This window comes from Desulfovibrio sp. SGI.230, from assembly GCF_050313065.1.
Taxonomy (GTDB): Bacteria; Desulfobacterota; Desulfovibrionia; order Desulfovibrionales; family Desulfovibrionaceae; genus Desulfovibrio.
Window position 1 is genome coordinate 21,112 of sequence record NZ_JBNPKS010000009.1, and the last position, 23,897, is coordinate 45,008.

Genomic DNA, 23,897 nt, shown 5'->3' on the forward strand with positions numbered 1-23,897 from the left:
AGCTGATACAGCCTTGCAGGCCCTCCCCCGCCTTCGCCGCCATCTTCCCTCCCCTGCCCTTTTCCGCCGGGAAAGCTGCTCCGGTCTTGCTGGTCTTTGTCCGCCGCCGGCGCTATGCTCCTTCCAGTTCAAGATCTTTTTCGGGAGGATACCGCCATGCATCTTCGTCAGCCCGCTGTCGCAGGCCGTTTTTATACTGATGTCCCGGCCGACCTGCGCGCCGAAGTGGAGTCGTTCCTGAAACAGGGGGCGGCCCTGCCCGCTTCGGTCCTTGCCGCCGGGGATGCGGCCCATCTGGCGGGCCTCATGCTCCCCCATGCCGGGCACGTCTACAGCGGTCGGGTCATCGGCGCCACTCTGGCCCACGTGCGCTTGCCGCGCACGGTCTTCCTGCTTTGCCCCAACCATACCGGCCTGGGCACGCCCCTGTCCGTCTGGCCCGCCGGTGCCTGGCAGACCCCGCTGGGTCCCGTGCCCGTGGACGGTGAGATGGCCCGCCTGCTCTGCGAGGCCGACGAGGATTTCAGCGCTGATGTCATGGGACATGTGCGGGAACACAGCATCGAGGTTCTGCTGCCCTTCCTCCAGGTCTGCGCGGGCGATGCGCCCCTGCATGTGGTGCCTGTCTGTGTGGGCACCGGCCAGGCCCCTGTGCTGCGCACGGCCGGACAACGCCTGGCCCGGGTCCTGGAGCGCTGCCGGAGCCGCGACGGCCAGCGCCCCCTGCTGCTGGTCAGCTCGGACATGAACCACTACGAAGACCAGCGGACCACCCTGCGCAAGGACGACCTAGCCCTGGACGCCGCCCTCAAAGGCGATGCCGACGCCCTGCTGGCCACTGTGGCCCGGGAGGGCATCAGCATGTGCGGGGCCGCGCCGCTGGCTCTGGCATTCTATGCCCTGCACGCCTGGGCACCCGATGCGGCAGTACGCGCAACCCTGGTCATGCACGAAACGTCCGCCGCTGTTTCGCACGATACGGGACACGTCGTGGGCTACGCCGGACTGCGTATCTTCAGCTGCTGAAAGGTCCGTCAAAAAAACAAGCAAAGAGCTCGGAATCCCTTGTCCTAAGCCTGTTTCTTCGGATTGTTACGTTGACACAATCTTCCGGCCTTGGTACATCCATATTACTTATGTCGTTTGGCATAACCCGACTGCCGTTTTTTTTCACTACGCCAACATGAGGAGGCATGCATGAGTCTCAACAGGCGTGATTTCGTCAAACTGTGCACCGGCACAGTGGCGGGTTTCGGCGTTGCGCAGATGTTCCATCCTGCGGTTCGCGAAGCCCTGGCCGGCACGTTGACTGGCGAGCGCCCCCCTGTCATCTGGCTGCAGGGACAGGGCTGTACCGGTTGTTCAGTGTCGCTGCTGAACAACGTCAACCCCTCCATCGCTGATGTGCTGCTGAAGATCATCAGCCTCGAGTACCATCCTACCGTCATGGGTGGTGAAGGCCACGACGCCTACACCCACATGCTGAACATTGCCAAGAACTTCAAGGGCAAGTTCTTCCTGGCCATCGAAGGTTCCATCCCGCTGGCCAAGGATGGTCGCTACTGCGTGGTGGCCGAAGAGGGCCACACCGAGATCACCATGGCCGACCTGGTCAAAAGGCTGGCTCCCGATGCCGCCGCCGTGCTGGCCCTGGGTACCTGCGCTGCCTACGGCGGCATCCCCGCTGCCAAGGGTTCCGTGACCGAAGCCATGGGTACCGGTGCCATGCTCAAGCAGGCCGGCATCAAGACCCCCGTGGTCAACATCCCCGGCTGCCCGCCCCAGCCTGACTGGATCGTGGGCACCATCGCCCTGGCCCTCCAGAAGATCAAGGAAAAGGGCCTGGAAGCCGGTCTGGCCGAAGTGGTCTCCCTGCTGGACAGCGAAGGCCGTCCGCTGCCTTTCTACGGTCGCAACGTGCACGAGAACTGCCCCTATCTGGGCAAGTACGACGAAGGCAAGTTCTCCGCCACCTTCACCGAGAAGGACGGCTGCCGCTACGACCTGGGCTGCAAGGGCCCCGGTGCGTACTGCGACTCGTTTGAACGTAAATGGAACGGCGTCAACTGGTGCGTGGCCAACGCCATCTGCATCGGCTGCACCGAGCCCTCGTTCCCCGACGGACAGAGCCCCTTCTACAGCAACTAGAAGCGGCCCGGCTTTTCCATTTTTTCTGACGTTCAAAGGAGAGCTTTATGGCCAAGGCCACTATCGCCATCGATCCCGTCACCAGAATCGAGGGCCATCTCAAGGCCCAAGTGGTGGTGGAGAACGGCAAGGTTGTGGACGCCCACCTCACCGGTGGGATGTTCCGCGGTTTTGAACAGATTTTGAAAGGGCGCGACCCGCGTGACTCCACCCAGATCGTGCAGCGCATCTGCGGCGTGTGCCCCACCTCCCATGCCATGGCTTCCGCCCTGGCGCAGGAAAGCGCCTTCAACATCAAGGTGACCGGCAACGGCCGCATCACCCGTAACCTGATCCTGGGCGCCAACTACCTGCAGTCGCACATCCTGCACTTCTACCATCTGGCCGCTCTGGACTTCGTGGCCGGCCCCGATACCGCGCCCTTCGTGCCGCGTTTCGCCCAGCCCGACCTGCGCCTGCCCCCCGAAGCCAACAAGGTGGGCGTGGACCAGTACCTGGAAGCCCTGGAAGTGCGCCGCATCGCCCACGAGATGGTCGCCCTCTTCGGCGGCCGCATGCCCCATGTGCAGGGCATCGTGCCTGGCGGTGCCACTGAAATGCCCACCAAGGAAGCCCTGCTGGAATACGCGGCCCGCTTCAAGAAGGTGCGCCAGTTCATCGTCGAAAAATACCTGCCCATCACCTACATCGTGGGCTCCGTGTACAAGGACCTGTTCGAACAGGGCCAGGGCGTGCACGGCTGCTCCTGCTTCGGCGTGTTCCCCATGACCGACGACGGCAAGACCCACCTGCTCAAGGCCGGTATCTTCCTCAATGGCCGTGACGTGGAATTCGATCCCAAGAAGATCACCGAAGACCTCAAGTACGCCTGGTACGACGACGCCACCACCGGCAAGGGTGCTGCCGGCGCCGAGACCAACCCCAACCTGGACAAGAAGGACGCCTACTCCTTCGTCAAGGCTCCCCGCTACGACGGCGAAGTCATCGAAGTGGGCCCCGCCGCCCGCATGTGGGTGGCCAACGCGCCGCTGTCCGAAGTGGGCGTGAAGATGCTGAAGGAAAAGTTCGGCATCGAAGCCCGCACCATCCGCGACCTGGGCTGGGACAAGGTCTTCTCCATCATGGGCCGTCACGTGGCCCGCGCCGAAGAAGCCCTGCTCATCGCCAATGCTGTGGAAGGCTGGCTGAAGGAAGTCAAGCCCGACGGCGAGACCTTCACCCCCTTCGAGATCCCGCAGAGCGCCGAAGGCTACGGCTGCACCGAAGCGCCCCGTGGTTCTCTGGTCCACTACATCCGTGTGAAGGACCAGAAGATCGACAGCTACCAGATCATCTCCGCCACTCTGTGGAACTGCTCGCCCCGCGACGACAAGGGCCGCCGTGGTCCTCTGGAAGAAGCCCTCATCGGTGTGCAGGTCCCGGACATCAACAACCCCGTCAATGTTGGGCGCACCATCCGCGCCTTCGACCCGTGACTGGGCTGTGCCGTGCACGTGCTGCACGCTGAGACCGGCGAAGAATCCATCGTGAACCTGGGCTAGGTTCCGCGCGATTTGTCGCTTTGTCCCCCCTGTCCGTGTGGCAGGGGGGACTTTTCTTTCCCTCTCTCCCACCGTATCCTCAGTTTTCCGTCCCCGACCGCCTTCCTGCCATCCTGCCAAAGGGCACCCCTTCCGCTGCCTGCGGCAGAGGCCCTCCTCCGGGGAGGGTACGGCCAAGGAGCTTTTATGAAACGAATCATCGTAGGTGTCAGCGGTGCCAGCGGCATGCCCCTGGCCCTGTGTCTGCTGCGCCATCTGGCTGCCCTGCCCGACGTGGAAAGCCACCTCATCCTTTCCCCCGGGGCCCATGCCGTGCTGGAAGCGGAATGCGGCCTTGCCCCGTCCGCCCTGCATGCCCTGGCCGACGTCAGCCATGATGCGGCCTGTCTGGGAGCCGCCCCGGCCAGCGGCTCCTGGCAGCACGACGGCATGGTGGTCTGCCCCTGCTCCATGAGCAGCCTGGCCAGCATCGCCACCGGTGCCGGAACCAACCTGCTGCACCGCGCCGCCGACGTGACCCTCAAAGAGCGCCGCCCCCTGATCCTCGTCCCCCGGGAAAGCCCCCTGAGCCGCATCCATCTGCGCAACATGCTCTGGGCCAGTGAGGCCGGAGCCGTCATCATGCCCTTCATGCCCGCCTTCTACAGCGGGGAGGATACCCTCGAAGGGCTCATGGGCCAGTTCTGCGGCCGCATCTTCGATCAGCTGGGGTTGTCCCACCAGTTGTGCCGCCGCTGGCAGGGCCCTTCGGATGAGAGGAGCTGAAGCAAATATGTGCTGAGGGGGAAGGGGAGGACTTTTTGAAAAAAGCCCTCCCCTTCCCCCTCAAACTCCCCCATCCCCTCCCCAAAACTTTTGCCCTGGTCTATGGCAGGATGAAGTAACGCGACAGACCGTGCCCGACGCCCCTGTCCCCCGGAAATACGGGGAAGGTCCATCCGGCATCTTTCGTATGGAAACGCACGAGGAACAGGAGGGGACTTCTGCCGGAGATGCAGAAAAATGATGCCCCGGGGATCAAGGATGGTTTTCCCTTTCGCACCGTGGAATGCAACAGGATAAAGGCCATAAAAAAACCGCTCCCCGAAGGGAGCGGTCGCTGTCACAAAGCAAAAAAAGCGGGGTTACCAGCCGCGATGGTGGTAACGGCTCTTTTCCTGCTGGTTGCCTACGATACCACCGGCCAGAGCACCCATACCGGCACCAGCCAGAGCGCCCCAGCCCACGGAACCGCCGGAAATGGCGGCCACGCCGGCACCACCCAGCGTACCCAGCGCAGCACCGCTGGCCACGCCCTGCTGGGTGGGGGACATATTGGTGCAGGCGACGCCCGTCGCCATAAAGGCGGCCATCAAGATGATCGCAAACAGTTTTTTCATAGAAGTCTCCACAATACGCAGCAGCGTATCAGTTCGTGAGGGACGATCCGTTATTGAGCGGCCGCAAGGCGCGGCTCGACGAGTTCAAACCACAGCACACCCAGGACAGGACGGTCCAGTCTGTCAGGGTGAGCCGCATACCAGGCATCCACTTCTTCCACGATGGTGGTGCGCTTCACGTCCTTGAACGCCTTCATCCAGCCCTTTTCGAACTTGGACAGGTTGGACACAGGCATCTTGCCGTTCTTGGCGGCCAGTTCAGCTTCCCGGCTGTTGACGAAGTATTCCGTGGCGATGGCGGTATCCATGCCGAACAGGAAACTCAGCTTGTTGTCCAGGCTGCTCTTCTGCCACACGCTGCCCGTGAATTGCAGCACGGGATTGTTGCCCTTGTCCTGATCTGCCGCCTGAACGCCGGCAGCCCCGAACACAAGCGCCGCAGCCAGACAAAGGCTCATGATGGCTTTTTTCACTCCAGACTCCTTTGGTCTGTTGCCCTTGCGGACAGTTGAAGGCCGACCTGCCTGCAGCAGATTCGGACCGATATCACGACGATAGCCCAAGTGCGCAGGTGATGGCAAGCCTGTGCCGGAACCTTGGCACCAATAGCGTGAGCGAAACGTCAGGGCCCGGTATCGCAGTAGTTTTCCTTCACCCTCCCCAGATGTCCGTCCTTTGACGGCAACGCATCCCTCTTGTACGGCCTGAGCGCTGGCCCCACATCAGCCCTGCATCAATAGCCCTTTGGGAAAGCATTCCTGTAGCACGCCCGGTCTTCGCTCTTCTGTTCACAGGGCATCCCTGCGTGTTGCCAACGCCCTGTCCCTACTCCTCCGCAGCATAAAAAAACAGGGCCCTTCCGAACGGGAAGAGCCCTGTAAACAGATACCTGATAAAGCGCGCTGGGGAGGGGGGAGTTTGAGGGGGGAACCCCTCTCGCGCTAGGCGAGGGGGTCCCCCCTCAAAAATCCCGCCAGATCTTAGGCCAGAGCGGCCTTCATCATCTCATGGAAGCGTTCGAAGAGGTAACGCCCGTCGTGGGGACCGGCGGCCGCTTCGGGATGATACTGCACGCTCATGATGGGCAGGGTCTTGTGACGCAGGCCTTCCAGGGTCTGGTCGTTGAGGTTGATGTGGGTGGCTTCCACATCGTCCAGGCCGTCCAGCACCACATGGAAGCCGTGGTTCTGGGACGAGATCTCGATGCGGCCCGTGCCCAGATCCTTGACCGGATGGTTGCAGCCGTGGTGGCCGAACTTCAGCTTGGCCGTGGTGCCGCCCAGGGCGTGACCGATGAGCTGATGGCCCAGGCAGATGCCGGTCACGGGGAATTCCTTCACCAGTTCGCGGATGATGGCGATCTCGTCCTTCAGGGTGGCGGGGTCGCCGGGGCCGTTGGACAGGAACACGCCCTTGGCACCGCTGGCGCGGGCCTGGTCCGGCGTGAAGGAAGGCGGCACGGCCAGGGGCTCGAAGCCCACTTCGGCCAGCAGGCGCAGGATGTTCCATTTCACGCCGAAGTCATAGACCAGCAGCGGGATGCCCGTGCCCTGCCAGGCATAGGCGCCGTTGGCGTCGAACTGGGCGTCCTTGGGGCCGTCGGCCGTGAGGATGTAAGGCTTCTGGGCGGCCACGAAGGGCACCAGGTTCTGGCCTTCCATGCTGGGCAGGGCGCAGGCCTTGGCGCGCAGGCTCTCCACATCCAGGTCACGGGTGGAGATGATGCCGCGCATGGCGCCGTTGATGCGCAGGTGGCGCGTCAGGGCGCGGGTATCCAGGCCTTCCATGCCGGGCACGTTCCAGCGCTTGAGGAAGTCCGGCAGGGATTCCTTGGAGCGCCAGTTGGAGGGCTCCTTGCAGCATTCCTTGACCAGCAGGGCGCGCATGTGCACGCGGCCGGATTCCATGTCTTCGGCGGTGATGCCGTAGTTGCCGATGAGCGGATAGGTCATGCACACCATCTGCCCGTAATAGGAGGGGTCGGTGAGCACTTCCTGATAGCCGGTCATGCCTGTATTGAAAATCACTTCCCCACCGGTTTCGAAATCGCCGGTAAAGGATTTGCCCTGAAGGCAGAAACCGTCTTCAAGTACCAGTAATGCTTTCATATCTTACCCCCGCGCTTCCCGCGCGTAGTATTCCTGCAGGCTTTCCACATGCGTGTCTTCGCGGCGCTTGCCGATGGCGATGGCCGAGGCCTTGGCACCGGCCACGGTGGTGCAGTAAGGCACGCCGTAGCTCACGGCCGTGTGACGGATGGACTTGGAGTCGCGGGCCGTGTTCTTGCCCGAGGCCGTATTGATGACCAGGGCCACGTCGCCGTTGATCATACGGTCCACGATATTGGGACGGCCTTCGTAGACCTTGAGCACTTCTTCCACTTCCAGACCGCGCTCGCGCAGGTAGCGGGCCGTGCCGCGCGTGGCCAGCAGGTGGAAGCCCAGGTCGGCGAACATGGCCGCCACTTCGGGCAGGATGGGCTTGTCGCGGTCATTGACCGAGATGAAGACATTGCCGCCCTGCGGCAGATCCTGACCGGAGGCCAGCTGGCTCTTGTAGTAGGCTTCGGGGAAGTCGCTGCCCATGCCCATGACTTCGCCGGTGGAGTGCATCTCGGGTCCGAGGATGATGTCCACGCCGGGGAAGCGCTGGAAGGGAAGCACGGCTTCCTTGACGCAGGTGAAGCCGCCGCGGCGCATGCTCCAGGGATCCAGCTCGTCCAGGGTCTTGCCCAGCATGACCTGGGTGGCCATGTAAGGCAGCGGCACGCCGGTAGCCTTGGAGACGAAGGGCGCGGTGCGCGAGGCACGCGGGTTCACTTCAAGGATGTACAGGTCGTCGCCCTTGATGGCGAACTGGATGTTCATCAGGCCCACGACCTTGAGCTCGCGGGCCAGGGCTTCGGCCTGGGCGGCGATGAGGGCCACGTGGTCATAGGAGAGCGAGAAGGAAGGCAGCACGCAGGCCGAGTCACCGGAGTGGATACCGGCTTCTTCGATGTGTTCCATGATGCCGGCCACATAGACTTCCTTGCCGTCGGACAGGGCGTCCACGTCCACTTCCACGGCATGTTCCAGGAACTTGTCGATGAGGATGGGATGCTCGGGCTTTTCGGGCACCTGTTCGCGGAAGTAATCCACCAGCTCTTCCTTGTCATAGACCACGGCCATGGCGCGGCCGCCCAGCACGTAGCTGGGACGCACCACCACGGGATAGGTGATGCGCTCGGCCACTTCCAGCGCCTGATCCAGGTCCATGGCGGTACCGTTCGGCGGCTGGAGCAGGCCCAGCTTTTCGATGAGGGCCTGGAAGCGTTCGCGGTCTTCGGCGCGGTCGATGGCATCGGGCGAGGTGCCCAGGATCGGCACACCGGCGCGCATCAGCGGCACGGCCAGGTTCAGCGGGGTCTGGCCGCCGAACTGCACGATGACGCCTTCGGGCTTTTCCTTTTCCACGATGTTCATCACATCTTCAAAGGTCAGGGGCTCGAAGTACAGGCGGTCGGAGGTGTCGTAGTCCGTGGACACGGTCTCGGGGTTGGAGTTGACCATGATGGCCATGATGCCCGCGTCGCGCAGGGCGAAGGAGGCATGGCAGCAGCAGTAGTCGAACTCGATGCCCTGGCCGATACGGTTGGGGCCGCCGCCAAGGATCAGCACCTTGCGGCAGTCCTTGGTCTGCACTTCGTCACCCTTTTCATAGGTGGAGTAGTAATAGGGCGTGTAGGCTTCGAATTCCGCGGCGCAGGTATCCACCAGGTAGAAGGTGGGCACGATGCCCATTTCCTTGCGCAGACGGCGGATGTCGGTCTCGGGACGCTTCCACATCTCGGAGAGCTGACGGTCGGAGAAGCCGTATTCCTTGGCTTCGCGCAGGATCTCCGGCAGCTCGGGGTTCAGGGGCGTCATGTCGTTGGCCAGACCGAAGTCGCGGATGCGGGTCTCCATGTCCACGATGTCGCGCATCTGGCGGATGAACCAGGGATCGATGCCGGAAGCCTCGTGGATGTCTTCCACGCTCACGCCGGCCAGCAGGGCCTGGCGCAGGGTGAAGATGCGGCGCGAATGGGGCTTGCGCAGACCGGCCATGATCTCGGGCAGGGGCGGCAGCTCGCGACGGAAGTTGAAGCCCAGGCCGGAGGCGCCGATCTCCATGGAGCGCAGGCCTTTCTGCAGGGCTTCCTTGAAGGTGCGGCCGATGCTCATGGCTTCGCCCACGCTCTTCATGGAGGTGGTCAGCTCGTCCTTGGCACCGGGGAATTTTTCAAAGGTGAAGCGCGGGATCTTGACCACGCAGTAGTCGATGGCCGGCTCGAAGCTGGCCGCGGTCTCGCGGGTGATGTCGTTGCGCAGTTCGTCCAGGGTATAGCCGATGGCCAGCTTGGCGGCCAGCTTGGCGATGGGGAAGCCGGTGGCCTTGGAGGCCAGGGCCGAGGAACGCGACACGCGCGGGTTCATCTCGATGACCACCATCTCGCCGTTGGCGGGGTTGATGCCGAACTGCACGTTACTGCCGCCGGTCTCCACGCCGATCTCGCGCATGATGGCGAAGGAAGCGTCGCGCATCATCTGGTATTCGGCGTCGGTCAGGGTCTGGGCCGGGGCCACGGTGATGGAGTCGCCGGTGTGCACGCCCATGGCGTCCACGTTCTCGATGGAGCAGACGATGACGCAGTTGTCATTCTTGTCGCGCATGACCTCCATCTCGAACTCTTTCCAGCCCAGCACGCTCTGCTCGATCATGACTTCGGACACGGGGCTGGCGGAAAGGCCGTGACCGGCCACTTCTTCCAGGTCGGCCATGTTGTAAGCGATGCCGCCGCCGGTGCCGCCCAGGGTGAAGGCCGGGCGGATGATCAGCGGGAAGGGCAGCACGTCGCCCAGGGCGCGCACTTCATCCATGTTGTGGGCAATGCCGCTGGCAGGCACTTTGAGGCCGATGTTCTCCATGGCCTGCCGGAACAGTTCGCGGCTTTCGGCCTTTTCGATGACTTCGGCACGCGCACCGATGAGCTCAACGCCGCACTCCGCCAAAACGCCGCTCTTGGCCAGACCAAGAGCGGCGTTGAGCGCCGTCTGTCCGCCAAGGGTAGGCAGCAGGGCATCGGGGCGTTCCTTGCGGATGATGGCCGCCAGGGTCTGCTGCTCGATGGGTTCGATATAGGTGGCGTCGGCCATGTGGGGGTCGGTCATGATGGTGGCCGGGTTGGAATTGACCAGCACCACCTCGTAGCCTTCTTCCTTGAGGGCCTTCACGGCCTGGGAGCCGGAATAGTCGAATTCACAGCCCTGGCCGATGACGATGGGACCTGCGCCGATAACCAGAATTTTGTGTAGATCCGTGCGTTTGGGCATTGGATGTTCCTGTATGGTTGGGAAAATCGCAGGGGTGCGGCCCTGCCCCTCCGGGTGCCTCCCCTGCCGCCCCATGGCGCATTGCACGGAAGACATCCGGTTAAAACGTTTTTTTCTATCCGCTTGCGCTGCCTTCGTCAAGATGCTGCCTGCCCTTCCCGGCAGGATGTCCGGCCAAGGGCACGGCCAGGGCCAAAGCGTGCGCCTGCGGGCCTTTTGCCCCCTTTCGCACTTGCCAAGGACGGGCTTTTGGAGAATACTGCTTCCCTCTCAATCTTTTTTACGAGGCCTTACGATGAACAAAGACATCAAGAAAGTTGTGCTCGCCTACTCCGGCGGCCTGGACACCTCCGTCATCCTCAAGTGGCTGATCGAAACCTACAAGTGCGAAGTCATCACCGTCACTGCCGATCTGGGCCAGCCCGAAGACCTGAGCGGTGTGGAAGCCAAGGCTTACAAGACCGGCGCTTCCAAGGCCTACGTTGTGGACCTGCGTGAAGAAATGGCCCGCGACTTCGTCTTCCCCATGATGCGCGGCGCCGCCCGGTACGAGAACCGCTACATGCTGGGCACCTCCATCGCCCGCCCCATCATCACCAAGGCCCTGGTGGACATCGCCCGCAAGGAAGGCGCTGACGCCATCGCCCACGGCGCCACCGGCAAGGGCAACGACCAGGTGCGCTTCGAGTTCGCCGCCAAGGCCCTGGCCCCCGACCTGAAGGTCATCGCCCCCTGGCGCGAATGGGACCTGATGTCCCGTACGGCCCTCAACGCCTTTGCTGAAAAGCACGGCATCCCGATCTCCAAGGAAGCCAAGCGCTACAGCATGGACGCCAACATGATGCACACCAGCTTCGAAGGCAGCGAGCTGGAAGATCCGGGCAACGCTCCCCACGAGTCCTGCCACGAGCGCTGCGTGCCCGTGGAACAGGCCCCCAACGAGCCCGAGATCATCGAAGTGAGCTTCGAGCACGGCAACCCCGTGGCCGTCAACGGCGAAAAGATGTCGCCCTACACCATCATCAAGACCCTGGCCGAACTGGCCGGCAAGCACGGCATCGGCCGTGACGACATGGTGGAGAACCGCTACGTGGGCATGAAGTGCCGCGGCGTGTACGAAAACCCCGCCGGCACCCTGCTCTACGCCCTGCACCGCGACCTGGAAGGCCTGTGCATGGACCGCGAACTGCTGCAGCTGCGTGACATGCTGGCCGTGCCCTACTCCCACGCCGTGTACAACGGCTACTGGTTCTCGCCCGAACGCGAAGCCATGCAGGCCTTCATGGACAAGTCCCAGGAGACCGTCACCGGTACCGTGCGCGCCAAGCTGTACAAGGGCGGCGTGTGGCCCCTGGCCCGTACCTCTCCCTTCTCCCTGTTCTCCGAAGACCTGGCCACCTTCGAAGGCGGCAACTACGACCACAAGGACGCTGCCGGCTTCATCCGCCTCAACTGCCTGCGCCTCGGCATGTACGCCGCGGTCCAGAACAAGCTGGGCAAGTAAGTCTTCCTCACGGCGGACGGGGAGACCCGTCCGCCCCGTTCTTTCCATCCGGAAGGCCGCCCCGTCCGCATCCCGCACGGGGCGCCGCCGTTTCCGGCCCCTTGTCATCGCGCGCCGCAGCGCATACACCGGCCCCTCCCGGGGCAGAGAGATCTTTCCATGAGCACCAATCAGAGCTGGGGCGGCCGCTTCGCCGAAGGCCCCAGAGAAGCCGTGGCCGCCTATACCGATTCCCAGACCTATGACCGCGCCCTCTATGCCCAGGACATCCGCGGTTCCCAGGCCCATGCCCGCATGCTGGGCCGTCAGGGCGTCATCACCCCCGACGAGGCCGAGCAGATCGTCAACGGTCTCGATGCCGTGAAGCAGGAGATCGAATCCGGCGCCTTTGTCTGGAAACCGGCGCTGGAAGACGTGCACATGAACATCGAGGCCCGCCTCACCGAGATCATCGGCGACGTGGGCAAAAAGCTGCACACCGGCCGCAGCCGCAATGACCAGGTGGGCCTGACCTTCCGCCTGTTCGTGGCCGACCGCCTGAAGGTCTGGCAGCAGCGCGCCGCCCACCTGTGCGCCACCCTGGTGTCCTGCGCCGACGGCCATCAGGACGACATCCTGCCCGGCTGCACCCACATGCAGCCCGCCCAGCCCGTGAGCCTGGCCCACCATCTGCTGGCCTACGCCTGGATGTTCCGCCGCGACTGCATGCGCCTGGACGACGTGCTCAAGCGCGTGCGCATCTCCCCGCTGGGCTCCGCCGCCCTGGCCGGCACCACCTATCCCCTCGATCCGCAGAGCGTGGCCGACGAAGTGGGCTTCGACGGCATCTACGGCAACTCCATGGACGCCGTCTCCGACCGTGATTTCGTGCTGGAGGCCCTGTTCGCCGGTTCCTGCATCATGGCCCACCTGTCCCGCCTGTGTGAAGAGCTCATCATCTGGGCCAACCCGGCCTTCGGCTTCGTGCAGCTCTCCGACGGCTACTCCACGGGCTCGTCCATCATGCCCCAGAAGAAGAACCCCGACGTAGCCGAACTCATGCGCGGCAAGACCGGCCGCGTCTACGGCTCGCTCATGGGCATGCTGACCATCATGAAGGGCCTGCCCATGACCTACAACCGCGACCTGCAGGAAGACAAGGAAGGCTTCCTCGATGCCGACCGCACCGTGGATGCTTCCCTGATGCTCATGGCCGGCATGCTGGAAGAACTGACCTTCCGCACCGACCGCATGCGCGCCGCCTGCGCCCGCGGCTTCCTCAACGCCACGGAACTGGCCGACTATCTGGTGGGCAAGGGCCTGCCCTTCCGCGAGGCCCATCACGTCACGGGCCATGCCGTGGCCCTGGCCGAAAAGCAGGGCAAGGGTCTGGAAGACCTTTCGCTGGCCGAACTCCAGCAGCTGGACGCCCGCATCGCCGATGACGTCTATGCCGTGCTGGATTACGCCGCCGCCGTGCGCCGCCGCGAGACGCCCGCCGGTACCGGTCCCCGTTCCGTGGCCCGCCAGATCGAGCAGCTGCGCAGCTGGCTGCAGGAGCGCGCATGAGCCAGCAAAAAGCCACCGGCTGGAAAGTGCCCCTGCTCTTCTGCGCCGTCATGGGCGTAGCCGTGCTGGGCACCTGGTTGTGGCGCAACCTGGGCAAGCCCGAGGTTCCGCCGCTGGAGCCCGGTCTCGTGGCCGTGGCCCAGACCTACCACATCGACCTGGAAGCCGACCCCGAAGGCAAGCTGCTGCGTGAGTCCATCACCAACGCTTCCACGGGTTTTGCCACCCATGACAGCAAGGACGCCCGCCTGGCGGCCCTGATCGACAAATCGCTGGACATGGGCCGCTTCGATGCCGCCTGTGTGGCCGCCGTGCTCCTGTTCGACCAGCACAAGCGCGAGGGCAAGCTCATGCATATCGCCCGCAGCGCCGCCAAAGACTGCGCCACCCTGCCCTGGGGTGCCTTTGCCGCCAAGGCCATGAAGGATCCCGGCGTCCAGACCGACGCCCACTTCCTGCTCAATGCCCGCTGGCGCGAATGCCCCCGACCCTGAGCAGAAAAGGCTGTTTCTTGAGGGAGGGGGACTTTCTGCCAGCACGAGAAGGTCCCCCCTCCCTCAAACTCCCTCCCCCTCCCAGCGCGCGTTATCAGGACAAATTTTTCTGCAAACGACGGCACGGTCCTGAATTGTTGCAAGCATGCAGTGATCCGTCGGCCCGGGATATGCCGAGACGCTGTGAAGCGTTGGTGATGCGCACACGGCCTGAGGTTCCCTCTTCCGGCATGGTATTCCGGCGTAAGTCAGGAAAGACAAAAGCCTTTTGCGCCACGGCCCGGTGCGGCATCCCTGCCTGTCTACGGATCCATACCGCCCAACCGTTACAGCCCGACTTCTCCCCTCTCCACGACCTTTTTTCTCCCGCTCTCCGAACCAGCCCATCAGGTTCTTGCCGCTGTGCGGAAATGCGCCCGTACCGCCCTTCGCCCATGAAGGATGCCGGCGCCGCCCACAGGCCCCTGCCCAGAAAAAAAGAAATTTCCTTGATTTGTGGCAGACCATAGCGCAGGATTTGTCCAGACTGTTCGCTGTGCCGGGCGGCTGCCCGTCATGCCCCGGAAGCCGGAAAGACTGGCCCGAGCCCTTGTCCCGCTTCCGCCGCCCCGTGCCCGCTCCGAGTCTGTTGCCCGCAGCCTTCCGGAAAACGCTTTGCGCTGCCTGACCGGAACACGATGCACACGCCGACACGGATATGGGACACGGCGGGGCCGCACGCCCTTCCACCGTGCAGCCCCTCCACGGCACCGGGGGACCGGAGCGGGATGGCTGCCCGGGGCTCTGCGACACAGTCGCATGGACCTGAATAAAAAGTTTTGGCAAGGGTGATGGGGGAGCTCGAGGGGGAAGAGGGAGACCTTTTCCAAAAGGTTTCCCTCTTCCCCCTCGTCCCACCCTTTCGCCGCCTTCAAGTACAGCACAAGGAGTTATCATGGCCCGGCAGATCTTGCGTATCCGTGACCTGGGACAGTCCACCTTCTGGCAACTGATGCAGATGGAGGGCCAGCCCGCCCCCCTGACCGGCAAGACGGCCCTGCTGCTGGCCGCTGACGGCGCCGACACGCAGGACGTGCTGGCCGCCACGGCCGCGGCCCGTCAGCTGGGCATGGACGTGGACATGCTGCCGCCCGCGCTCTGGGCCCAGGACATGGCCTCCTGTGACCTCCAGGCCCCGCTTTACGCCCATGCCGGGCTCTGCCTGACCGCCGGGCTCAAGGGCGGCGCTCTGGACTGCCTGGCCGCCGGTCTGCCGGGAGCGGTGGTCAATGCGGGCAACGACAAGGGCGCGCCGGGCCAGGCCCTGGCCGACCTTGCCCTGCTGGCCGCCCGGCACGGGGACTGGGAGAGCCTGCGCATCTCCTGGCTGGGCGGTGCCCAGTGCGGCCTGGCCTGCGATCTGATCACGGCCGCCATCTACGCGCCCTTCGAACTGTTCATGGCCCTGCCCGAATGGGGCGAACCCGATCACTCCCTGCTGGATATGGCCCTGCGTGCGGGCGCCAAGATCTTTTTGAGCCGCGACCCCGAGCTGGTGCTGGAGAACGCCCACGCCGTGTACATGGGCCACGGTCCGGAACAGTGCACCGCCGCGCCCCTGACCAGCGGCTGGCCCCTGACGGACGAGCTGCTGGCCCTGGCCGCCGAGGACGCCGCCGTGCTCTCCTGGCACGGCCTTGCGCCTGCCGACCGGGCTTCGGATACCGCTCTGCGTCGTGCCGCGGCCTTCTGGCCGGAACGGCTGGCGGCCCGCCGCCTCATGGAGGCCCGCCTGTACGCCCTGGCCTGTGACAGCCTGTAGGAGCCCTCATGGACAGCATCTGCATGCCCACCGGTTGTGAGGATATCTTCGCGGAAGAGGACAGCGGCCCGGCCTGGCCCCAGTGGCTGGAAGCCTTCCGGGTACCTGACGAACCGCGCGCCGCAGCTTACGAGGACACGCCCGCACACCTGCGTGCCGCCATCAAGACCGCGCTGGCCCTGCATCAGGCCCACGCCGGAGAGATGGACAGCCGGACCTGCCGGGACGAGCGCTTCCCCCGCCGGGGCTTCCGCCGGACGGCTACGGACGGCCCGGCGCCCTTTGCCCTGGTGGCCTTCCCGGCCTCGCTGCGTTCGCCCGCCCGTCTGGCGGCGGCCCTCATGCCCGCCATCCTGGCCGGTGTCCCGCTGACAGGGGCGTTCTGTCTTGGCGGTGAGCCCACGCCCGAAGTGCTGGTGACCCTGGAGCTGGTCGGTGTGGAAGATGCCTTTGCCCTTCCGGCTGCCGATTTCACGCGCCTGACGGGCGAACTGCCCCAGTGCCGCGTGGTCCTGCTGCACGGTCTGGACGAGGACGCCCTGCCGGAACGCCGCGACCTGCCGGGACGCATCTGGCGCGAAGACGCCCTGCCCCTGTTCCTGCTGCCGCAGGACACTACCGTGGACGCAGAGCTGCTGGCCTTCGCTCACGGCCCGGACTGCACGGCACAGGCCCTGCATGGCGAGGCTGCCCGGGCCGTACTGGACGGCGGACCTTTGCCCGGCCCCTGCCTGCCCGCCGCCGTGCTGGGAGAAGACGAGGCCGCCCGCCTGGCCATGGAGGACGAAGGGGGGCCGGTGGAACTGCTGCTCACGCCCGGCTGCGAAGCCTTCTGGCTGCACCCGGGCCTGACGCCGGACTTTTTCCGCTGCCGTCGCCGGGCCTTCAGCCTGCTGTAAACCACCCGGGCAGGACAGACGATGACCGCGGCGCCATCGCCGCCACCAGCCCCGCCGCTTGCGCGCAACGGCGGGAAAGCGCATACTTTCGCCATCCTGCCGGGACTTCCCGGCCCATACGTTGACGAGACTGCCATGAAAAACATCCGCAATATCGGCATCATCGCCCACATCGACGCGGGCAAGACCACGCTCTCGGAGCGCATGCTCTACTACAGCCGCAAGATCCACCGCCTGGGGGAAGTCCATGACGGCACCGCCACCATGGACTACATGCCCGAGGAGCAGGAGCGCGGCATCACCATCATGTCGGCCTGCACCACCTGCCAGTGGAACGAGCACACCATCAACCTCATCGACACGCCCGGCCATGTGGACTTCACCATCGAGGTGGAGCGCTCCCTGCGCGTGCTGGACGGTGCGGTGGGCGTGTTCTGCGGCGTGGCCGGTGTGGAGCCGCAGTCCGAGACGGTCTGGCGGCAGTCGGAGAGCTTTGGCGTGCCCAAGATCGCCTTCATCAACAAGATGGACCGGATGGGCGCTGATTTCGCCAATGTGCTGGAAGGCATGAAAAAACGTCTGGGCGCCAATCCCCTGCCCCTGACCATCCCCAACGGAGAGGGCGAGGCTTTCGACGGCGTGCTGGACCTGCTGGCCCGCGAGCATCTGGACTTCGACCAGGCCGACCAGGGCCGCACCGTGACCCGCCGCCCCTGGAGCGATGCGGAAGCCGCCGTGGCCGAGCCCTGGCGGGAAAGCCTGCTGGAGCATCTGGCCGAGGCCGACGAGCCCTTCCTCGACCTGTATCTGGGCGGGGAATACAGCCTGGACGACGTGCGCGCCGCCCTGCGCCGGGCCACCCTGAGCCGGGCCGTGACCCCGGTGTTCTGCGGCTCCGCCCTGCGCAACAGCGGCGTACAGCCCGTGCTGGATGCCGTCTGCGACCTGCTGCCTTCGCCGCTGGACGTGCCCGCGCCCGTGGGCCGCGACAGCGAGGGCAACGAGGTGCCCGTGCCTCCCGATGCCGCCGCGCCCGCCGTGGTGCTGATCTTCAAGGTGCCCATGGAGAACGGCCGCAAGCTGGCTTTTGCCCGCGTCTACGCAGGCAGCCTGCACGAGGGCGACGCCCTGACCAATACCTCCGGCAAGACCGAGGACCGCATCAGCCGCATCTACCGCATGCATGCCGACCGCCGCGAGCAGCTGGAAAGCGCCTCCACCGGCGAGATCGTGACCCTCGTGGGCCTGCGCGGCGCGCACACCGGCGAGACCTATTGCCACAAGAGCCGCCTGCTGGCCTTGGAAGCCATCGACTCCTACGCGCCGGTCATCACCCTGGCCCTGGAGCCGCGCAATGCCGACGAAGGCAAGGTGCTGGACGAGGCCCTGGAACGCTACGCCGCCGAAGACCCCACGCTGGAAGTGCGCATGGACGAGGAAACGGCCTGCCGCATGGTCTCCGGCATGGGCGAACTGCATCTGGACGTGCTGCTGGAACGCATGTCCCGCGAATACGGCATCTCGCCCCGGGCCGGACATCCGCAGGTCATCCTGCGCGAGACCGTACGCAAGGAGGCCGACGGCCAGGGCGAATTCGACCGCGAGCTGGGCAAGGAGCACCACTTCGGCCATGTGGAGCTGCATGTGCGTCCCCTGCCGCGCGGCACGGGCAACCGCGTATTGGTGGGCGACTTTTTGCCCGCCGACGAGGCCGAAGCGCGCAAACTGCTGCCCAAGCCCCTGCTGGACGCCGCCCTGGAAGGCGTGCGCGATGCCTTGCAGAGCGGTGCCCTGACCGGCTATCCCGTGGAGGACGTGGAAGTGACCCTGACCGCCGTGGAACGGCGCGAGGGCCAGACCACCGTGCCCGGCTGCCACATGGCCGCGGGCATGGCCCTGCGCGAAGCCCTGGCCGCGGCATCGCCCGTGGCGCTGGAACCGCTCATGAAGGTGGAGATCAGCGTGCCCGACGAATTCCTGGGCGCGGCCATCAGCCTGTTCGGCACGGCCGGCGGACGTGTGGAAGACCTGGAGGACCGCTCCGGGCTCAAGCATGTGCGCGGGCTGGCGCCCCTGCGCAAACTTTTCGGTTTTTCGACCTCCCTGCGCTCGGCCACCCAGGGCCGGGCCGGGCTCGTACTCACCTTTGACCGCTTCGACCTGCCCTGATGAACGAAAGCACCCAACCCAAGGCCAAAAAAAGTCTGGGCCAGCACTTCTTGCGGCATGAGAGCATCTGCAACCGCATCGCCTCCCTGCTGCTGCCCAAGGACACGGACAACGTCATCGAGATCGGCCCCGGCCCCGGCGCCCTGACCCGCGCCATCGAGGCCCAGCCCCATGCCCGGCTGGTGCTGCTGGAAAAGGACAGCCACTGGGCCGCCGAGCGCCAGCGCCTGGGCGCGGCGCGTACCCAGGCCGTGCTGACGGACGCCCTGCGCTTCGACTGGAGCCGCATCACGCCCGACAATCCGTGGAAGATCATCGGCAACCTGCCCTACAACGTGGCCTCGCCCATGATGTGGGACCTGTTCTCCCGCGCCACGGGCCTGGTGCGGGCGGCCTTCATGGTCCAGAAGGAAGTGGGCCAGCGCCTGGCCGCCGGGCCGGGCAACGGCCATTACGGGGCCCTGTCGGTCTGGGTGCAGAGTTTTGCCCGGCCGCGCATGGAGTTCATCGTGGGCCCCGGCGCCTTCAGCCCGCCGCCCAAGGTGGATTCCGCCGTGCTCTCCTTCGAGCCCCTGCCCCTGGACCAGCGCCCGGAGCGCCCGGATCTGCTGGCCCTGGTCATCAAGGTCTGTTTCCAGCAGCGCCGCAAACAGCTGGGCAGCATCGCCCGCCGCTGCCCGCTGGCCCCGTGGCTGTCCGCGGCCATCGAGCAGGCCGGCATCACGCCCACCCTGCGGCCGGAACAGCTCACTGTGGCGGACTTTCAGCATATCAGCCGTTTCGGGGCTTCCTTGCTTGACAACCCCTTGAAAAACTGATTGCCTGACAGGTAGTTTTACAAAAACAACACGCCAGAGGGGATCCGCCCCGCGGCGGACATGGCGTATCACTGACGAGATGAGGAGGATATCCCAATGACCAAGGCTGACCTGGTTGAAAAGATTGCCGCCAAGGCCAATCTGACCAAAGCCGCTGCTGAACGCGCGCTCAATGCCTTCCTGGCTTCTGTGGAAGAATCCCTGGCCAAGGACGACAAGCTGACCCTGACCGGTTTCGGCACCTTCGTGGTGGAGACCCGCAAGGAACGCCAGGGCCGCAACCCCCGTACCGGCGAGACCCTGACCATCCCCGCCTGCAAGATGGTGAAATTCCGTCCCGGCAAGATGCTCAAGGACGCCCTCGACTAGCCGACCCCCATTTTCCGGAAAAGATAAAACAGGCCCCGCCTGTTTTATCTTTTCTCCGCCGCCTCCTCATGGTCCCCAGGACCGCCAAGCCCCGGCCCCGGCCACGCCGGGAAAAGGATCACCCCCAATGGACAAGAAATTCTGTTTCGATGCCCTGGCTGAAGAAGGCTTCCAGCCTGAGATCGACGAAGACGGCGACATCTCCTTCCTCGCGGGCGAGATCTCCCTTTCCCTCATCCTCGACGAGGAAGACAAGGACTTCTTCTCTCTGGTCTGCGCCTTCGAAGTGGACGACATGGATCAGCTGGAGCTCTTCTACAGCGCCGCTTCCGAAGCCTCCCGCGAATACCGGATCGCCAAGGCCTACATCGGCGAGATCGAAGACGAATGCTTCGAGATCCGCTTCTGCGTGGAAGGCCTGGCCACGCCGGAACTCTTCCGCAGCAACCTGCGCCGCTATGTGGAGCTGCTGCTGGACATGCAGGAAAGCGTCTTTGACGCCTGCGAAGAAGACGACTCCGACGCCGAGTAGCCTTTCCGTCCTTTCGGCACCTTCCGGCAGGGGCCCGCGCCCGCTGCCCTCTCCTTTATGTGTCCTGTAAAAAAATGCTTGCCTTTTTTGGGCATCAGGACTACAAGACTGTCCTTGACCTTGCAAACAAGGTCGAATGACGCCCGCGTCATTGCCCGGCCTGGCCGGAGCTCTCGCAGGAGGGGGTGATATTCGTGCCCGGAGTGTTTCTGAACGAAGACGATTACAACTTCGATATCGCGCTGCGCCGCTTCAAGAAGCAGGTGGAAAAGGCCGGTGTGCTGTCCGAAATGAAAAAGCGCCAGCACTACGAAAAGCCCAGCGTGATGCGCAAGAAGAAGAAGGCTGCTGCCCGTAAGCGCCTGATGAAGAAAATCAGAAAGATGAACATGGCCTAGTTCTCAGGCCTTGCACGTCACCTTTGAACTGCGGAAGGCCCTCGTGGTCTTCCGCAGTTCCTCTTTTCACCCCCTACCCATCCCAACGCCATGAGCCTGTTTGAAACTATCGAAAAAGATTACGTCCAGGCCTACAAGGCCAAGGACGCCGTGCGTCTGACCGTCCTGCGCCTGCTCAAGACCGCCGTCAAGAACCGTCTGGTGGACCTGTGCCGTCCCGGCGGCACCCTGGACGATGCCGAGATGCTCGACCTCATCATCAAGGAAGGCAAGCAGCGTCAGGACTCCATCGAGCAGTACACCTCCGCCGGCCGTCAGGATCTGGCCGACAAGGAAGCCGCCGAACTGGCCGTCATCCAGAGCTACCTGCCCAAGCCCCTGACCGAAGAAGAGCTGACCGCCCTCATCGATGCCACCATCGCCGAAGTGGGCGCCACCTCGCCCCGCGAGATGGGCAAGGTCATCTCCGCCATCATGGCCACCCACAAGGGCCGTGTGGACGGCAAGGCCCTTTCCGCCGCCGTCAAGGCCCGCCTGACCGCCTAAGAGCATCCATGATCCACAGCCGCACTCTCCACGCGCTCGAATTCCCGCAGATCACGGAGCACCTCGCCAGCCTGTGCCTTTCCCCGGCCGGCCGCGAGCGTGCTCTTGAGCTGCGTCCGCTGGAAGACGCCGCCGCCGTCACCCACGCGGCGCGCCTGTATGACGAATCCGCCGTCTGGGCCGCCCGTCCCATGGGCGAGGGCGGCTTTGCCCTGGGGGCCTTCCCCGATGTGGGCGCCTTCCTGCGGGTGGCCGAAAAGCCCGGCCTGCAGCCCGATACCGATGCCTTCTGGGCCCTGCGCGAGATGCTGCGGCTGGCCAAGGCCGCCCATGCCTCCATCGCCCTGCCCGAAGCCGAGGACCAGTGGCCGCACCTGCTGGCCCTGGCCCAGGAAACGCCGCTGCCCGTGCAGCTCACGGCGGCCCTGCTGCGTTGCATCTCCGATGACGGCCTGATCCGCGACGAGAGCTCGCCCGAACTCTTCCAGGTGCGCAGCGAACTGCGCCGCCTGCACCAGAACTGCATGCGCCGGGTCAAGGACTACGCCATGCAGTACAATATGCTGGCCTGGCTGCAGGACGAGTTCATGACCCTGTCCTCGGACCGCTATGTGCTGCCCCTCAAGGCCAACTTCAAGGGCCGCATGCAGGGCATCATCCATGACTGGTCCCAGACCGGCGAGACCTGCTATTTCGAGCCCATGTTCCTGGTGGAGATCAACAACCGCCTCCAGGAGCTGAAACGCGAGGAGCGCGAGGAAGAGCACAAGGTGCTGGCCTATCTGCGCAGCCTGCTGCTGGCCGAACTGCCCGGGGCGCGTGCCGCCCTGGAACTGCTGGCCCAGCTGGACGTTTTGCAGGCCAAGCGCCGCCTGGCCGCCGAATACGACGGCCGCTGTGTGCCGCTCTCGCCCGTGGAGGAAGGCGTCTGCCTGCTGGAGACCCGCCATCCCCTGCTGGCCCTGGTCAGCCTGCGCCAGCGCAAGGACGAACGCGGCAAGAGCGGCGGCCTGCAGCAGGTGCGCCCGCTGGACATCGTGCTGCGTCCCGGCGAACGGGCCCTCATCATCACCGGCGGCAACGCCGGCGGCAAGACCGTCTGCCTCAAGACCCTGGGCCTGTGCGTGGCCATGACCCTGAGCGGCCTGCCCGTGCCCGCGGCCGCCGGTTCGCATCTGCCCTGGTTCGGCCGTGTGGATGCCTTCATCGGCGACGAGCAGAGCCTGGAAGACAACGTTTCCACCTTCACGGCCCAGATCCAGCATCTGGCCAAAGCCTGGAAGCATCTGGACAGCACCGGCCTCGTGCTGCTGGACGAATTCGGCGCCGGCACCGATCCCGCCCAGGGCGCGGCCCTGGCACAGGGCGTGCTGGACGGCCTGCTGGACAAGCAGACCTTCGTGCTGGCCGCCACCCACTTCCCGGCCCTCAAGACCTATGCCCTGTCGCGCGAAGGCGCGCGGGCCGCTTCGGTGCTCTTCGACCCGCAGAGCAAGAAGCCCCTTTTCAAGCTGGCCTACGATCAGGTGGGCGCCAGCCAGGCCCTGGACGTGGCCCGCGAGCATGGCCTGCCGGAAAGCATCCTGCGCCGTGCGGAGCATTATCTCCTGCAGGACGGGCAGGACACCAGCGCCCTGCTGGGCCGCCTCAATGCCCTGGCCGCCGAGCGCGAGCAGGAGATCGCCCGTCTGCGTCAGGAGCAGGAAAAGGCCCGCCGCGACACCCAGATCATGCGCGAGAAGACCGAGAAGGAACGCCTGCGCCTGCATGACGAAGTGCGCGCCAAGGCCGGCGAACTCATGCGCGCCTGGAAGGAAGGTCGCGCCACCCACAAGCAGGCCCTGAAAGAGATGTCGCGCCTGCGTGCCGATCTGGCCGCGCCCGTGGTGCAGGAAGAGACCTCGGTGCTGCCGCAGATCGAACATTTCGCGCCCGGCCAGCAGGTCTTCCATACCGTGTTCAACAAGCGCGGCGTGGTGACCGACGTGGACGAACGCCGCAAGCGCGTGCGCGTGGACCTCAACGGCGTGAGCCTGTGGGCCGCCATGAAGGACGTGCGCCAGAGCGGCCAGTCCGCCCAGGCTGCGGCCCCCCGTGCGCCGCAGCGCGTCTCTCCGGTCAAGGCCGCCATCGCCAACGACGATGCGCCCGCCCTGCGCCTCGACCTGCGCGGCATGCGTGCCGACCAGGCCCAGGCCGAAGTGGAACGCTTCCTGGACAAGGCCCTGCTTTCCGGCTTCAGTGAAGTGGAGATCGTGCACGGTCGCGGCACCGGCGCCCTGCGTCGCCAAATCCATGATTTTCTGCGCTCCTTCCCGGCCGTGGCCCGTTTTGCCACCGCTCCGGAGGATCGCGGCGGCGATGGCATGACCATCGTCAACCTGCGCTAGCACAGCC

The 23,897-nt window shown here is 64.9% G+C and carries 20 protein-coding genes; 16 read left to right on the forward strand and 4 right to left on the reverse strand.

Annotated features, from left to right (window positions below; all coding sequences use genetic code 11):
* Positions 1-156 precede the first annotated feature (156 nt).
* From amrB to ACQRAG_RS08370, 4 genes are all read left to right on the forward strand, one after another.
* A complete protein-coding gene (gene amrB, locus ACQRAG_RS08355) occupies positions 157-1,026 on the forward strand; it encodes an AmmeMemoRadiSam system protein B (protein WP_427803608.1) in 870 nt (289 codons plus the stop codon).
* 171 nt (positions 1,027-1,197) lie between these two features.
* Positions 1,198-2,148 carry a NiFeSe hydrogenase small subunit gene (hysB, locus tag ACQRAG_RS08360; protein ID WP_427803609.1) on the forward strand — a complete coding sequence of 317 codons (951 nt, stop codon included), beginning with the start codon at positions 1,198-1,200 and terminating at the stop codon, positions 2,146-2,148.
* A gap of 47 nt (positions 2,149-2,195) precedes the next feature.
* Positions 2,196-3,689 carry a NiFeSe hydrogenase large subunit HysA gene (gene hysA / locus ACQRAG_RS08365; protein ID WP_168934601.1) on the forward strand — a complete coding sequence of 498 codons (1,494 nt, stop codon included), beginning with the start codon at positions 2,196-2,198 and terminating at the stop codon, positions 3,687-3,689.
* A 186-nt stretch (positions 3,690-3,875) separates the two neighbouring features.
* Positions 3,876-4,454, forward strand: a complete 579-nt coding sequence (locus ACQRAG_RS08370) for a UbiX family flavin prenyltransferase (RefSeq protein ID WP_204675372.1) — start codon at positions 3,876-3,878, stop codon at positions 4,452-4,454.
* A 359-nt stretch (positions 4,455-4,813) separates the two neighbouring features.
* On the opposite strand, the gene ACQRAG_RS08375 is transcribed toward ACQRAG_RS08370, so the two are convergent.
* The 4 genes from ACQRAG_RS08375 to carB form a co-directional block, all read right to left on the reverse strand.
* Positions 4,814-5,068, reverse strand: a complete 255-nt coding sequence (locus ACQRAG_RS08375) for a glycine zipper domain-containing protein (RefSeq protein ID WP_040368933.1) — start codon at positions 5,066-5,068, stop codon at positions 4,814-4,816.
* Positions 5,069-5,118: 50 nt separating this feature from the next.
* Complete coding sequence (locus ACQRAG_RS08380) at positions 5,119-5,541, reverse strand: hypothetical protein (RefSeq protein WP_168934604.1); 423 nt, start codon at positions 5,539-5,541, stop codon at positions 5,119-5,121.
* A gap of 507 nt (positions 5,542-6,048) precedes the next feature.
* Positions 6,049-7,176 (reverse strand): glutamine-hydrolyzing carbamoyl-phosphate synthase small subunit, encoded by a 1,128-nt coding sequence (gene carA / locus ACQRAG_RS08385; protein ID WP_006003958.1) that lies wholly within the window; start codon positions 7,174-7,176, stop codon positions 6,049-6,051.
* A 3-nt stretch (positions 7,177-7,179) separates the two neighbouring features.
* On the reverse strand, positions 7,180-10,422 hold the full coding sequence (carB, locus tag ACQRAG_RS08390) for a carbamoyl-phosphate synthase large subunit (RefSeq protein ID WP_168934605.1): 3,243 nt from the start codon (positions 10,420-10,422) through the stop codon (positions 7,180-7,182).
* 295 nt (positions 10,423-10,717) lie between these two features.
* On the opposite strand from carB, the gene ACQRAG_RS08395 reads away from it, so the two are divergent.
* The 12 genes from ACQRAG_RS08395 (at position 10,718) to ACQRAG_RS08450 (ending at position 23,890) form a co-directional block, all read left to right on the forward strand.
* On the forward strand, positions 10,718-11,926 hold the full coding sequence (locus tag ACQRAG_RS08395) for an argininosuccinate synthase (RefSeq protein ID WP_168934606.1): 1,209 nt from the start codon (positions 10,718-10,720) through the stop codon (positions 11,924-11,926).
* A 159-nt stretch (positions 11,927-12,085) separates the two neighbouring features.
* Positions 12,086-13,474, forward strand: a complete 1,389-nt coding sequence (argH, locus tag ACQRAG_RS08400; RefSeq protein ID WP_204626553.1) for an argininosuccinate lyase — start codon at positions 12,086-12,088, stop codon at positions 13,472-13,474.
* The gene (locus ACQRAG_RS08405; RefSeq protein WP_168934608.1) at positions 13,471-13,968 is read left to right on the forward strand and encodes a hypothetical protein; all 498 of its coding nucleotides are present in this window, start codon (positions 13,471-13,473) and stop codon (positions 13,966-13,968) included. The genes argH and ACQRAG_RS08405 overlap by 4 nt, the downstream gene beginning before the upstream one ends.
* Before the next feature lie 934 nt (positions 13,969-14,902).
* A complete protein-coding gene (locus ACQRAG_RS08410) occupies positions 14,903-15,769 on the forward strand; it encodes a hypothetical protein (RefSeq protein WP_427803610.1) in 867 nt (288 codons plus the stop codon).
* Between the two features lie 8 nt (positions 15,770-15,777).
* Positions 15,778-16,668, forward strand: a complete 891-nt coding sequence (locus tag ACQRAG_RS08415) for a hypothetical protein (protein ID WP_304038527.1) — start codon at positions 15,778-15,780, stop codon at positions 16,666-16,668.
* Positions 16,669-16,803: 135 nt separating this feature from the next.
* On the forward strand, positions 16,804-18,837 hold the full coding sequence (fusA, locus tag ACQRAG_RS08420; protein WP_427803611.1) for an elongation factor G: 2,034 nt from the start codon (positions 16,804-16,806) through the stop codon (positions 18,835-18,837).
* The gene (gene rsmA, locus ACQRAG_RS08425; RefSeq protein ID WP_297137598.1) at positions 18,837-19,655 is read left to right on the forward strand and encodes a 16S rRNA (adenine(1518)-N(6)/adenine(1519)-N(6))-dimethyltransferase RsmA; all 819 of its coding nucleotides are present in this window, start codon (positions 18,837-18,839) and stop codon (positions 19,653-19,655) included. The genes fusA and rsmA overlap by 1 nt, the downstream gene beginning before the upstream one ends.
* A gap of 96 nt (positions 19,656-19,751) precedes the next feature.
* Complete coding sequence (locus ACQRAG_RS08430) at positions 19,752-20,024, forward strand: HU family DNA-binding protein (RefSeq protein WP_168934613.1); 273 nt, start codon at positions 19,752-19,754, stop codon at positions 20,022-20,024.
* A gap of 127 nt (positions 20,025-20,151) precedes the next feature.
* The gene (locus ACQRAG_RS08435) at positions 20,152-20,556 is read left to right on the forward strand and encodes a YbjN domain-containing protein (protein WP_204625595.1); all 405 of its coding nucleotides are present in this window, start codon (positions 20,152-20,154) and stop codon (positions 20,554-20,556) included.
* A gap of 194 nt (positions 20,557-20,750) precedes the next feature.
* Entirely contained in the window at positions 20,751-20,954 is a 204-nt protein-coding gene (gene rpsU / locus ACQRAG_RS08440) for a 30S ribosomal protein S21 (RefSeq protein ID WP_040368982.1), read from the forward strand.
* A 90-nt stretch (positions 20,955-21,044) separates the two neighbouring features.
* Positions 21,045-21,500 carry a GatB/YqeY domain-containing protein gene (locus ACQRAG_RS08445; protein ID WP_168934615.1) on the forward strand — a complete coding sequence of 152 codons (456 nt, stop codon included), beginning with the start codon at positions 21,045-21,047 and terminating at the stop codon, positions 21,498-21,500.
* Between the two features lie 8 nt (positions 21,501-21,508).
* Positions 21,509-23,890 carry an endonuclease MutS2 gene (locus ACQRAG_RS08450; protein WP_278899799.1) on the forward strand — a complete coding sequence of 794 codons (2,382 nt, stop codon included), beginning with the start codon at positions 21,509-21,511 and terminating at the stop codon, positions 23,888-23,890.
* The last annotated feature ends 7 nt before the right edge of the window (positions 23,891-23,897 follow it).